The sequence below is a fragment of the Comamonas brasiliensis genome (assembly GCF_018292285.1).
Classification (GTDB): domain Bacteria; phylum Pseudomonadota; class Gammaproteobacteria; order Burkholderiales; family Burkholderiaceae_C; genus Comamonas; species Comamonas brasiliensis.
In genome coordinates, this window is record NZ_JAANES010000001.1 from 1,657,523 (window position 1) to 1,670,360 (window position 12,838).

A 12,838-nucleotide genomic window follows, 5' to 3' on the forward strand; every position below is an offset into this window, starting at 1 on the left:
CACAGATGGTTCAACCGGGCTGCTCGCCCCGCAGCAATGCCAGCATCCCGGCCTCGTCCAGCACAGGCACGCCCAGCTCCTCGGCCTTGGCCAGCTTGCTGCCAGCCTCCGCACCAGCCACCACATAGCTGGTTTTCTTGCTGACCGAACCCGAGACCTTGGCACCCGCCGCTTCCAGCATGTCCTTGGCTACGTCGCGGCCCAGTGTGGGCAAGGTGCCGGTCAGCACCACGGTCAGTCCGGCCAGAATCTGGGGCGCTTTCTCGACTGGCTCGCCTTCCTCCCAGTGCACGCCGCAGGCGCGCAACTGCTCCACCACCTCTCGGTTATGGGGCTGGGCAAAAAAGGTGTGAATGCTGTCGGCCACCACCGGCCCCACATCCTTGACCTGCAGCAATTCCTCCACACTGGCGTCCATGATGGCATCGAGCTTGCCGAAATGCTTGGCCAGATCCCTGGCCGTGGACTCGCCCACATTGCGAATGCCCAGACCAAACAGAAAGCGCTGCAGCGTGGTGCTCTTGGATTTCTCCAGGGCCGCCAGCACGTTCTGGGCCGACTTCTCGGCCATGCGATCCAGCGCCGCCAGCGAACTCAGGCCCAGTCTGTAAAGGTCTGGCAACACACGCACCACCTGGCCATCCACGAGCTGATCGACCAGCTTGTCGCCCAGACCTTCGATATCCATGGCACGGCGATGCGCAAAGTGCAAGATGGCCTCCTTGCGCTGCGCGCCGCAGAACAGGCCGCCCGTGCAACGGTGATTGGCCTCGCCCTTTTCGCGCACCACCGCGCTGCCGCAGATGGGACAGGTCCTGGGCATGCGGAAGTTGGGCACGTAAACCGGCCGCTCGCCCGGCACCCGCCCCACCACCTCGGGGATCACATCGCCCGCACGGCGCACTATGACCTGGTCGCCCACACGCACGCCCTTCTTGCGAATGTCGAACAGATTGGACAAGGTGGCATTGGTCACCACTACACCGCCCACCTGCACCGGAGCCAGGCGCGCCACGGGCGTGAGCTTGCCCGTGCGCCCCACCTGCACGTCGATGGCTTCCATCAGCGTAGGCATCTCCTGTGCGGGATATTTGTGCGCCACGGCCCAGCGCGGCTCGCGCGACTTGAAGCCCAGTTGACGCTGCAGGGCCAGGCTGTTGACTTTGTAGACCACGCCGTCGATTTCATAAGGCAGATTGGCACGCTCGGCACCGATGCGCTGGTGAAACGCGACCAGCTCGGAAGCACCCAATGCCAGGCTGACCTGCGGTGCAACCGGAAACCCCCAGGATCTCAGCGTCTGCAGCATCGCGTAGTGCGTGCCGAAGTCCGGCCCGCCCAGCTCTGGCGGCGTGATCTCGCCCAGGCCGTAGGCGAAGAACGACAGCGGGCGCTGGGCCGCGATATTCGAGTCGAGCTGGCGCACCGAGCCGGCAGCCGCATTGCGCGGGTTGGCAAAGGTCTTGGCACCGGCAGCCTGCTGGCGCGCATTGAGCTTTTCCAGATCAGCCTTGGCCATATGCACCTCGCCGCGCACCTCCACCACCGGCGGCACATTGCGATCTGCGGGCAGGGACAGCGGAATCTGGCGAATGGTACGGATATTGTGGGTGACGTCTTCCCCCACCTCGCCATCGCCGCGCGTGGTGGCCTGCACCAGGCGGCCGTTCTCATAACGCAGATTCATGGCCAGACCGTCGAACTTGGGTTCGGCCACATATTCGATGGCGGCTGCGGATGCATCCAGCCCCAGCTCCTTGCGCACGCGCTGATCGAAGGCAATCGCGCCCGTAGCCTCATTGTCGGTCTCGGTCTGAATGCTGAGCATGGGCACTGCATGACGCACGGGCGTCAGGCCATCCAGCACTGCACCGATCACGCGTTGCGTGGGCGAGTCCGGGGTGACGAGGGCCGGGTAAGCGCCTTCGAGTGCTTCCAGTTGCTGATAGACACGGTCGTATTCGCCATCAGGCACCGTGGGCGCATCGAGCACGTAGTACTCATGTGCCCATTGCCGGAGCTGGGCGCGCAATGCAGCCACCTTGCTCGTCACGCTTTCCGGCACCCCCGCATTGATAGCGGCCGGCGCTTTCTGGCCCTGTGGCTCAGCGGAAAAAAGGTCTAAATTCTCGGTCATGCTCTGCCCGCTGGAAATTCACGGTCTGGGATAAAAAAGGCCAACATCGTTGGCCCTGTTTGTTTTAGCTGAAAAGCCTTCTCGCGAGAAGCGAGCCGGCCGACAGCTCTGCGCTGTCGAGCTTGTCGTAGAGCAGCTCCAGGTCATGCTGAATCGGGTCCAGCGCCGATACCGGCAGCAGATAGCCATTCTGGTCGCAGAGCACGCCGTCCATGGTCTGGCAAAGCTGCTCCGCCACCTGGCGCAGGCGTGCAAACGGCTGCTGCCCGCGCGGCACCTGAGCCACGTCCAGGCTGAGCAGGAATTCGCGCACGACGGACTGATCCAGATCGTCACCCATGGCGGCCTGGGGGTCGTAGTTCAGCACCAGCACAGGCGGCAGGCCCTGGATGGGCGAGGCAAGCACCATGCGACCCGGCATGGGCGTGATGACAAAGCCCAGGCGCTGCGCATTCTGCTGCACATAGCCGGCACTCCAGGATGCCTGACGCGCCCGCAGCATAAAGCTCAGCTGCGCATCGTGCTCGCTGGCGAACTGATCGAGCTCGCGTGCCCGCGAGACCTCGTTAAGCATATTGGGCACATCGGCCATGGCGCCCAGCGCATCGGCAAAGCGCTGGACCTTGGTGACGAACTCCGAGAACTCGATCTCGTTGAGCGCACCGGTACGGTTGGCCAGTTGCACCCCGGCCTGAAAACCCAGATAGCGTTGACCGGTCTGCAGCGGCTCCCACTGCTTGCTTTCCTGATTCATGCCTTCGATGGCAAAAGGCTTGTTGCCGGCACGGCGGGTGCTGGGCTGGGCCTGCAGAGCCACTTCGCCAGGAACGATCTGCGCCACCGTGACAGGCGCGATCGCATCGATCAGCGCATCCAGATGGCCGCGGCGCTCCACGGACGAGGCGGGAGGAATCGAAACGGCCAGAGGAGCGTCCGTCAACACGGGCTCCACTGCCTGCGCGGCCTGCTCGGTCACGGCAGCAATGGCGGCATCCGTGCGCTGAGCGGTCGCCTCTTGCATCGCCCCGGCATGCGCTGCTTCGGCCAGCTCGGCTTTCTGCTGTGCGGCAGCCAGGGCTTCCTGGCGCTGTGCCTCTTCATGGGCTTCACGCGCCACGAGTCGGGCCAGCTCGGCATCGGCTTCGGCAAAGCGACCCGCGGACTCCGGCATCTGCAGAGGCTCGGTGCCGGGAATGGCGTTGCCGAAATCGCCCAGCACGGGCTCGTGCTGGTACTTGGTCAGATCCGCGCCATGACCGACGGTGTTCATGCCGGGTTCAAGGCGCTGAGGATCTGTGCTTTCTTCCTCGGGCTCGGCCCGCTTGGGAGCATTGCGACGCGCAGTCCAGGAGTTGTAGGCAACGATCAGCGCCAACAGCACCACACCCAGGACGGCCAGACTGATTTGCAAGTTACTCATGTGAGAAAACGGTTCTTCAATAGGAGGATGACCGGGCTCAGGATAGCTCAGCCATGGAGAGGGCGGACTCCATGTCCACCGCAACAATTCGTGAAACGCCCTGCTCCTGCATGGTCACACCGATCAACTGCTCCGCCATTTCCATGGCGATCTTGTTGTGGCTGATGAACAGGAACTGGGTTCCCTTGCTCATGCTGTGAACCAGCTTGGCATAGCGCTCGGTGTTCGCATCGTCCAGCGGCGCATCCACTTCGTCCAGCAGACAGAAGGGCGCAGGGTTGAGCTGGAAGATGGCAAACACCAGCGCAATCGCGGTCAAGGCCTTTTCGCCGCCCGAGAGCAGGTGAATGGTCTGGTTCTTCTTGCCCGGCGGCTGGGCAATCACCTGCACGCCGGCATCGAGGATTTCGTCGCCGGTAATCACCAGCTTGGCCTGACCGCCGCCGAACAGCTCGGGGAACATGCGGCCGAAGTGACGATTGACGATATCGAAGGTGCCGGTCAGCAGATCCCGCGTCTCGGCGTCGATCTTGCGGATCGCCTCTTCCAGGGTATTCATGGCCTTGGTCAGATCGTCCATCTGCGCATCGAGGAAGGTCTTGCGCTCGCGTGCCAGGGTCAGCTCGTCGAGCGCGGCCAGATTCACCGCCCCCAGGGCCTGAATTTCCCGATGCAGACGATCGATCTCGCCCTGCAGACCGTGAAGACGCACATTGCCCTCGGCAATGGATTGCGACACTGCCGCCAGATCGGCATTGGCCTCGGTCAGCAGATTGCTGTATTGCTCCAGGCCCAGGCGCGCAGCCTGCTCCTTGAGCTGGAATTCGGTGATGCGCTGACGCAGCGGATCCAGCGCCTTCTCCAGGCTCTGGCGACGCTCGTCGCTGGCGCGAAGCTTGTTCGTCAGATCCTCATATTCGCTGCGGCGCTCGGCAACGTCCTTTTCACGCTGCATCTTCAAGTCCAGCGCATCCTGCAGACCGCCCTGCGCTGCCGCATCGGACAGCCGGGCCAGTTCATCCTGGGCGCGCTGCTGCTCATCGGCCAGTGATCTGGTTTGCTGGCTGGCGGTTTCGATGGTGCGAGACAGCTCCGCGCGACGCGCGTGCAGCGTGCGCTGCGAGAAGGTCGCTTCCTGGGCCTGACGCTCCAGGCTGCGCAGCTGCTCGCGCGACTCGTTCAAGCGACGCTCGGCATCCAGCACGCGATCACCCAGCTGGGCATGGCGCTCCTGGCTGTCGGCCAGCTGCATGTCCAGCTCCTCGAAGCGCGCTTCGGCGGCCACCTTGCGCTCTTCGATATCGGAGAGCTGGGCTTCGACTTCGGACAGATCCGCCGTGATCTGTGCATTGCGGGCGCGCGCCTGCTCGGCCAGTTGCGACAGGCGCAGGGTTTCGACCTGCAGCTCATGGGCACGGCTTTGCGACTCACTCGCTTCGCGGCGCGCGGACACCAGACGCTGCGAGGCATCGGCATAAGCGCTTTCGGCGCGCACCAGAGCCGAGCGCGACTCATCGGCAATCAGTGACTGGGCGCGGACTTCCTTCTCGAGATGCTCGATCTCCTGCGCCCGTGCCAGCAGACCCGATTGCTCGGAATCCTGGGCATAGAAAGTCACGCTGTGCGCGGTCACCGCATGGCCTGTGGGCACATAGATGGTCTCGCCGGCCTGCAGATCGGCGCGCTTGGCCAGGGCCTCGTCGAGTGTGGGCGCGGTATAGCAGCCCGTCAGCCAGTCCACCAGCACGGTGCGCAGACCGGCATCGCTGATCTTGAGCAGATCGCTGAGACGCGCAAAGCGCGCAGCTGCCGTGACACCGGGAGCCTGAGCCTGGCTGAAGAAGGCTAGCCTCGCTGGCGGAGCATCCTGCCCGCCCGAGCCCAGAAAACCGCGCACCATGTCGAGACGACCGACTTCCAGCGCCCCCAGACGTTCGCGCAGCGCGGCTTCCAGCGCGTTTTCCCAGCCCGATTCGATGGCAATGCGGCTCCACAGCCCCTGCAAGCCGTCCAGCCCATGCTTGGCCAGCCAGGGCTGGAGCTTGCCATCGGTCTTGACCTTTTCCTGCAAGGCCTTCAGAGCCTCCAGCCGCGCCGACAGATCGGCATGCCGGCTGTTCTCCGCATTCAATGCCTGCTGGCGCGCGCGCCGGTCCTCGTCGAGCTGCGGCACGCTGTCCTGCAGTTCATTGAGCACGGCATCCGCCATCTCGGCCAGCTCCTGGGCCTCGGCCAACTGTGCCTGCAAATTATTCAGACGTGCCTCGTCCGGCGTCTCCAGCGCATTGCGGTCGGTCCGCAAACGCTCGTAACGGGTTTCGAACTGGCGACGCTGCTCGTCCAGGCTGCGCTGCTCGGCGGCCAGCACCTGAATCTGCTGCTGCACCTGCACCACGGAGTTGCGCTGCTCGGCGTCGGCCTTCTGCGCCTTGTGCCAGGCTTCCTCCAGGTCGGGCAGACGGCCGCTTTGCTCCTCGAGCTGCGCGGCCAGCATCTCGGCCTGCTCCTCGGCATCCATGCCCGCGCCTTCGATGTTCTCGATCTCGCCCTGGGCCTCTTCGCTGCGGCTGCTCCACAGCAGCAGCTGCTCTGCCAGTTGCTGCAGGCGCTGCTGCACGCGCTGGCGGCCTTCGACCACATAGCGAATCTCGGCCTCCAGCTTGCCGACCTCGGCCGTGGCTTCGTAGAGCTTGCTCTGTGCCTGATTGACCTGATCGCTGGCGTCGTAGTGCGATTGGCGCAGGGTCTCGAGTCCGCTTTCGTTGTTGCGGATATCGGTCATGCGCTCTTCGAGCTCGTTGACGACCTGGAGGCCTTCGACACGCACGCGGTCCTGCTCGGCCTCGGCCTCGGCCCGCTTCATGAACCACAGCTGATGCTGCTTGAGCGTGACCTGGGCGTTCAGGCCGTTGTACTTGGCCGCAACTTCGGCCTGCTTTTCCAGCTTGTCCAGATTGGCATTGAGCTCGCGCAGAATGTCTTCCACACGGGTGAGGTTCTCGGTCGTGGCCGAGAGGCGGTTTTCCGTCTCACGACGACGCTCCTTGTACTTGGAAACCCCGGCCGCTTCCTCGAGGAACAGGCGCAGCTCCTCGGGGCGCGACTCGATGATGCGGCTGATCGTGCCCTGGCCGATGATGGCGTAGGCACGCGGCCCCAGACCCGTGCCCAGAAACACGTCCTGCACGTCGCGGCGACGCACGGGCTGGTTGTTGATGAAGTAGCTGCTATTGCCTTCGCGCGTGAGAACGCGCTTGACGGCGATTTCGCCGAACTGGCCCCACTGGCCGCCCGCGCGATGGTCGCTGTTGTCGAAGGTCAGCTCCACACTGGCACGGCTGGACGGCTTGCGATGCGTGGTGCCGTTGAAGATCACGTCCTGCATGGACTCGCCACGCAACTCGCTGGCCTTGCTCTCGCCCAGCACCCAGCGCACCGCATCCATGATGTTGGACTTGCCGCAACCGTTGGGTCCCACCACACCGACCATCTGCCCTGGCAGAATGAAATTGGTGGGCTCGGCAAAAGATTTGAAGCCGGAGAGCTTGATGGAATTCAGGCGCACAGTGTCAGTGTCGGTCTAGAAGCTGGCCTGCAAAGGCTTGTGGTGGGGAAGAGAAGCGCCAACAGCAACGGCAGCCATGCAAAGCCTCAAGGCCCTGCCCGTGCTCGCAACCATTAGCAGAAGGGAATCATAACGCGGCCTGCCCCTTCGTCAGCCAAGATTGCTGCATACACACAAACCATAGCTGCCTGTGCTTGTGTGCCAAGGGCTGGAGGCGGATTTCAATACCAAACCTGCCGAGGATTGCCTCAGGCGCGCGGCTGAAAGGCGATCAGCCCGGCTCCCAGCAGGCAGACGGCAACTCCCGCCATATCCCAGGCACTGGGTTTGATGCCATCGACCAGCCACAGCCATAGAAGCGCCATGCTGATGTAGATGCCGCCATAGGCGGCGTAGACGCGGCCCGAGGCCGAGGGATGCAAAGTCAGCAGCCAGACAAACAATGCCAGGCTGGCCGCTGCAGGCAGCAGCAACCAGACAGTGCCGCCCTGCTTGAGCCAGAGCCAGGGCAGATAGCAGCCCACGATCTCCGCCAAGGCGGTCAAGGCAAACAGCAGCAAGGTCTTGATTTCAGGCAATTCGAACTCTCACACAACGAAAAGCAGGCATTGTAGAGACCGCAACCGCCTCAGCGCATGGACACCGGGCTGAGCGCCGGCGTTGCAGAACCCGGCACATTGCCATTCGTGACCAGCCCCTCGAACTCGCTGACCGGCACGGGCGGGCTCATCAGGTAGCCCTGCCATGCATAGCAGCGTATGCCTTCGAGGAAACGGCACTGCGCCTGCGTCTCCACGCCTTCGGCAATCACATGCAGACCCAGACTCTTGGCCAGGGCCACGATGGTGCGGGCAATGGCCGCATCATTGGGGTCGGTCAGCACATCACGCACAAAGCTGCGATCGATCTTGAGCTGGTCCAGCGGCAGCCGCTTCAGATAGGACAGCGAAGAATAGCCGGTGCCGAAATCGTCCAGCGAGAATCCGATGCCGTAGGACTTGAGGCGCATCATCTTGGCGATGGTGTCGTCCACATCGGCCACCAGCATGCCTTCCGTCAGCTCCAGCTTGAGCCGGCGCGCATCGGCCCCATGCTCGGCCAGCGCCTTGAGCACCTGCTCGACAAAGCCGCTCTGGTGAAACTGCTTGGGGCTGACATTGACCGAGAGCACCAGTTGCGCATAGCGGGGATGCTTGGCCCATTTCGCCAACTGCTGACAGGCCGCCCTGAGCACCCAGTCCCCCAGAGGCAGGATGACGCCGGTTTCTTCGGCCAGCGGAATAAAGTGGGCGGGCGGAACAAAACCTTTTTCAGGGTGCTTCCAGCGCAGCAGTCCTTCGGCACCGATCACCTTGCCCATTTCCACCTGGGGTTGATAGAACAGCTCGAACTCGCCGGCCTGCAGGCCGGCTCGCATGTCCTGCTCCAGCGTACGGCGCTCCTGCAGGGCCGATTGCAACTGCGGATCAAAGAAGCAGCTGACATTGCGCCCCTGGCTCTTGGCCTGGTACATGGCCATTTCAGCGCGGCGCTGCACTTCCTCACCTGTCAGCTCGGGCTCGCCAAACAGGCTCAGGCCCATGCTGACAGTGATGGAGCGCAGCACTCCGCCGATCTCGATGGGCTCGCGCAAGCGGTCCAGCCATTGATCGGCCTGCTGCTCCAGCCTGGCGGCAGCCGCCACGGAATCGCCGCCCAGATCCTCGATCAGCAGCACGAAATCGTCACCGCCCTGGCGGGCAATCGTGGCCCCCGAAGGCAGCAGACCACGGATGCGCTGACTCATCGACTGCAGCAGCAGATCGCCCTGATCCAGGCCGTAGGTCTCGTTGAAGGCCTTGAAGTTGTCGATATCCAGCAGTACCACTCCACCGAAATGGGCCTTGCGCTGGGCCACGGCCAGCGCCTGCTGCAACCGGTCGGCCAGCAGGCGGCGGTTGGGAAGCCCTGTCAGGGCATCGTAGAAGGCCAGACGGCGGACCTCCTGTTCGGCCGCCATGCGCTGGCTCTGGTCCTGCAGCACCATCAGGCATCCATCGGCCTGCAGCACGGCGCTGACCGCCACCGGGCGGCGCAGGCCGTCAAGACCTCTGAGCATCAAGGTCTGTGCAGATACGGTGCACGCAGCGGCCTCGGTGGCGAGCTCGTCCCACTGCGCATCCTTGCCATCGACGCGCTCGTGTTCGGAGCGGCGAAGCTGCAATATCCGGCTGGCCTGTGCCTTGGCGACCTGCCAGCGCTGGATCACGCGCTCGCGCTCTGCGGTGTCGGGGAACATGCGTTCCCACCACTGCTGGGTGGACACGCTGGGTTTGCCGCCATAGCCGGCCAGACGCAGAAACTCCTCGTTCCAGTACACCAGGCGCCCGTCCAGATCCTCCATGACCAGCCCTACCGGCAACCGTTGCATGAGACTGCGCAACTGCTGGTGACCCAGCCGCTCCATCTGCTCCAGGCGCTTGCGCCCGCTGATGTCCTGCACCAGCACCTGCAATCGACGGGACTCATGACGTCCGGTCAGAAACGCGTTGAGCTCCACCCAGACCGGCGCACCATTCTTGGAGCGCAGACAGAATTCGCCCGCGTTGTGCTGAAACTGCTGCAGGTCCAGCCCTTCGAGAAGCTGGGCGCACTGGGCCTGGTCTTCAGGCATGACCAGCTCCAGCACGCTGCGTCTGTGAATATCCTGGGCTTCGTAGCCCAGCAGCCTGCAGAAATGCTGGTTGACCTTGAGCACGCTGCGCGTGGCGATATCCAGCTCGAGCACACCCATGGCGGCCTGCTCGCACATGGCATGAAAGCGCGCATCGCTCTCCTGCCGCGCCTGTGCGCTGAACTTGAGGCGCCGGCTCCAGCTCCAGCGGCTTTGCCACCAGCCCGAAACCCAGGCGGCCAGCACCAGCCCTGCGAGCAGGCCGGCAGCCAGCACCAGCCATGGCAGGTACCGCTCAAGCCGTCTCTGGCTGCTGAGTGCGGGCTTGAACTGCAGCGACCAGATACGGTCGTACACCTGTATCTGCCGTTCCAGCGGCTTGATAGCGGCAAACTCCGGATGGGTTTCCGCCTCCGCCCACAAGGAGCCCGTGAACAGTATCTCCGAGCCGCTGGCAAGCAGCGACAGCGGCAAGGCCGGCCGTTTGTGTTCCAGGCCGACCTTGGGCAATGGGTCGGCGGGGCTGAGGTCCACCAGCTTGAAAGCGACCTGCGGATAAAGATTGGCCGGGACCAGCCCTCTGGCAAATTCACCGAGCCGGATCCGGGCATCGACCGTTCCAAGCAGCTTCTCGGAGCCGTTATAGCCCCCTTCCTGAGCAGCAGCAGGCCATAGCGGCGCACGCAATGCAACGCCCTTGGCGCTATCGGGCAGCTGCAGAAAGCGAAATGGCGCGGACATCGACATCTGGCGCGAATTCCATGCCTGCATCAGACCATGAAATGCCGCTGCCGGCTGACGCGCATTGCTTCCCGCCAGAGCCTCGTTGTCGATCATCGGCCAGACATAGGAAACCTCGAAGGCCTGAGAATCACGCGCAAGATCGGTGTGCAGTTCCTCGTTCACCGCGCGGGTCAGACTCAGTGCCTGCAGCCCGACCAGGCTCTCACGGCTGAGCAAGGCATGAGCATGCTGGGAAAACATCTGCTGGCCCGCATCCGCATCACTGGCCATTTGCTCGGCCAGCTTGGCAAGCAGCCGGTCATAGCTGCCCAGGCGCTGCTCCAGGGATCGCGTTGCCATATCGGCACTGAGCTGCAAACGCTGTTGCATGCGCGACTCCTGGCTCTGATGGAGCAGCCAGCTCCCCAGACAGCCACAGGAAATCCCAAAACCCAGTGCCAGCAGCGCCAACCAAGGTTTGCGCACTGTCATCACTGGCTGAGTTGCGAATTGCGGCATGCAAAAAACACAAGATTCCTGAGTTGCGAAGTGGCTCCGGTCCGCAGTAGCGCCTTGCAGCAAAGGCTGCGACACCATGAGCCAATGGGAGGAGCGACATAGTTTGTAGGAACAAACCTACAGCCAAAGAACATTCACGCCAAGTGATTACCCTGAAAGGCTTGCCATGATTGCTTCTAGATTTAGATCAAATCATAGGCATAAGCTTGTATATCCAATACAAAGCGCTGCAAAATCAAGAGCAAGCCTCCGCCTCAAAATTGACAAATGTCAATATTTGTCGGAGCTTAGTCCTATTCCGACTTCATCACAAACCACGACAATTTGTATCTTTTCTGCAACAATCAAGCAGAACCACAGTGCGGAACCCGGTTATTTCCGCCTGCAGGCGAGTGAGTAACAAGGTTTTTCCACCGGTAACAGCACAATCATGTCCCAACGCCCGACCCTGCTGATCGTCTACCACTCCCTGACGGGCGGCACGCTCCAGATGGTCGAAGCCGCCAGTGCCGGCGCCCGCCAGGAAGCATCCGTGCAGGTCCGCCTGCTGCATGCGACTGACGCCGGCCCGCAAGACCTGCTGCAGGCCCAGGGCTATCTGTTTGCGACGCCGGAGAATCTGGCTGCGATCAGCGGTCTCATGAAGGATTTTTTCGACCGAAGCTATTACGGCGTGCTTGACCGGATACAGGGCCGCCCCTATGCCAGTCTGGTCTGTGCGGGCAGTGACGGTCATAACGCAGCCAGACAGATGGAACGCATTGCCACCGGCTGGCGTCTGAAGGCAGTGGCGGAGCCGCTCATCATCTGCACCCACGCCCAGACACCGGAGGTCATACTGGCCCCCAAGCAGATCCCGGCCGCCGATCTCCAGCGCTGCGAAGAATTGGGCCAGTCGCTGGTCGCCGGGCTGGCTTTGGGTATTTTTTAGAAAAACCAGGGTTTGCCCGCATCATTCCGCGCGGGACAGGCTCCAGACAAAGGCAAGAATGGGGCCTTCGAATCGGCTTGTATAAATGTGCCATCATTGCGCGCGCATGCTTTTCTCCGATGCGCGCTCCCAAGCAGGCATAGTCTGCGACTTCACCAGCTCTTGCGTCCATGATTGAACCAGACACCGCACGTCCCAAGCGCACGCCTCGCGGCCCCAGTCCGCAAAAGACTCAGGCCACGCGCCGCTCCATCGTGGCGGCTGCGTTCGCAGAATTTCTGGAACACGGCTATGCGCGTGGCACCACGGCTTCGGTGGCACAGCGCGCGGGACTGTCAAAGGTCACGCTGTTTCGCTATTTCGACAGCAAGGAAGCCCTGTTCGAAGCTGTCATCCAGACACATATCGCCTCGGCCGCCGTGGCCTTGCAGTCCAGCCCCATGCACGAGCAGGAATCGGTGGGCGAATATCTGCTGCGCACCGTGGGCGCCGCTGCGGAGGTCATAGACAGCAGCGGCCGCTCTGCCACAGCCAGACTGGTCGTCGCCGAAGGCCTGGAGTTTCCGCTGCTGGCGCAGATGTATCGTCGCTATGTCCACGACGCCTTGCTAGAGCATTTCACCCGGCTCGCGCAACTGGCCGCCAAGCGTGGAGAGCTCAAGGCACCGGAGCTGGTGCAGCACCCGGAATTGCTGCTTGCACCGCTGTGGCTGGCCATGATGAACAACACCGTCATTCATCCCGAAGTGCCCATGAATGCCGGAACCCTGTTCCGGCTCCAGGTGACCCTGCTGTTCAAGATGCCTTGAGTGTTGGTGCGCCAGAATTTCAATGAAATCCGGCTCAATCGCTTACTGGTAAAGCGCTAGCAGCTATCAAAAAAAAAAGCC

At 62.8% G+C, this 12,838-nt stretch carries 7 protein-coding genes; 2 read left to right on the forward strand and 5 right to left on the reverse strand.

Translation table 11 applies throughout. The features are described 5' to 3' along the window. Nucleotides 1-10: 10 nt before the first annotated feature. The 5 genes from ligA to DJFAAGMI_RS07545 all read right to left on the reverse strand — a co-directional run bounded on the left by ligA (nt 11) and on the right by DJFAAGMI_RS07545 (nt 10,888). Complete coding sequence (gene ligA, locus DJFAAGMI_RS07525) at nt 11-2,137, reverse strand: NAD-dependent DNA ligase LigA (protein ID WP_211456548.1); 2,127 nt, start codon at nt 2,135-2,137, stop codon at nt 11-13. Between the two features lie 64 nt (nt 2,138-2,201). Then, complete coding sequence (locus DJFAAGMI_RS07530; RefSeq protein ID WP_211456549.1) at nt 2,202-3,557, reverse strand: cell division protein FtsZ; 1,356 nt, start codon at nt 3,555-3,557, stop codon at nt 2,202-2,204. Between the two features lie 37 nt (nt 3,558-3,594). Continuing rightward, the gene (gene smc / locus DJFAAGMI_RS07535; RefSeq protein WP_211456550.1) at nt 3,595-7,122 is read right to left on the reverse strand and encodes a chromosome segregation protein SMC; all 3,528 of its coding nucleotides are present in this window, start codon (nt 7,120-7,122) and stop codon (nt 3,595-3,597) included. Between the two features lie 248 nt (nt 7,123-7,370). Continuing rightward, a complete protein-coding gene (locus DJFAAGMI_RS07540) occupies nt 7,371-7,700 on the reverse strand; it encodes a YnfA family protein (protein ID WP_211456551.1) in 330 nt (109 codons plus the stop codon). Between the two features lie 50 nt (nt 7,701-7,750). After that, on the reverse strand, nt 7,751-10,888 hold the full coding sequence (locus DJFAAGMI_RS07545; RefSeq protein ID WP_211456552.1) for a bifunctional diguanylate cyclase/phosphodiesterase: 3,138 nt from the start codon (nt 10,886-10,888) through the stop codon (nt 7,751-7,753). Nucleotides 10,889-11,447: 559 nt separating this feature from the next. Here DJFAAGMI_RS07545 and DJFAAGMI_RS07550 point away from each other — a divergent pair. Next, nucleotides 11,448-11,948, forward strand: a complete 501-nt coding sequence (locus DJFAAGMI_RS07550; protein ID WP_211456553.1) for a flavodoxin family protein — start codon at nt 11,448-11,450, stop codon at nt 11,946-11,948. Between the two features lie 170 nt (nt 11,949-12,118). Then, entirely contained in the window at nt 12,119-12,757 is a 639-nt protein-coding gene (locus DJFAAGMI_RS07555) for a TetR/AcrR family transcriptional regulator (protein ID WP_211456554.1), read from the forward strand. Nucleotides 12,758-12,838 lie beyond the last annotated feature (81 nt).

What these genes read in the sequence shown, in the direction of transcription:
- ligA (WP_211456548.1), bottom strand. Translation starts at nt 2,137, where the DNA reads ATGACCGAGAATTTAGACCTTTTTTCCGCTGAGCCACAGGGCCAGAAA.
- DJFAAGMI_RS07530 (WP_211456549.1), bottom strand. Translation starts at nt 3,557, where the DNA reads ATGAGTAACTTGCAAATCAGTCTGGCCGTCCTGGGTGTGGTGCTGTTG.
- DJFAAGMI_RS07545 (WP_211456552.1), bottom strand. Translation starts at nt 10,888, where the DNA reads ATGCAACAGCGTTTGCAGCTCAGTGCCGATATGGCAACGCGATCCCTG.
- DJFAAGMI_RS07550 (WP_211456553.1), top strand. Translation starts at nt 11,448, where the DNA reads ATGTCCCAACGCCCGACCCTGCTGATCGTCTACCACTCCCTGACGGGC.
- DJFAAGMI_RS07555 (WP_211456554.1), top strand. Translation starts at nt 12,119, where the DNA reads ATGATTGAACCAGACACCGCACGTCCCAAGCGCACGCCTCGCGGCCCC.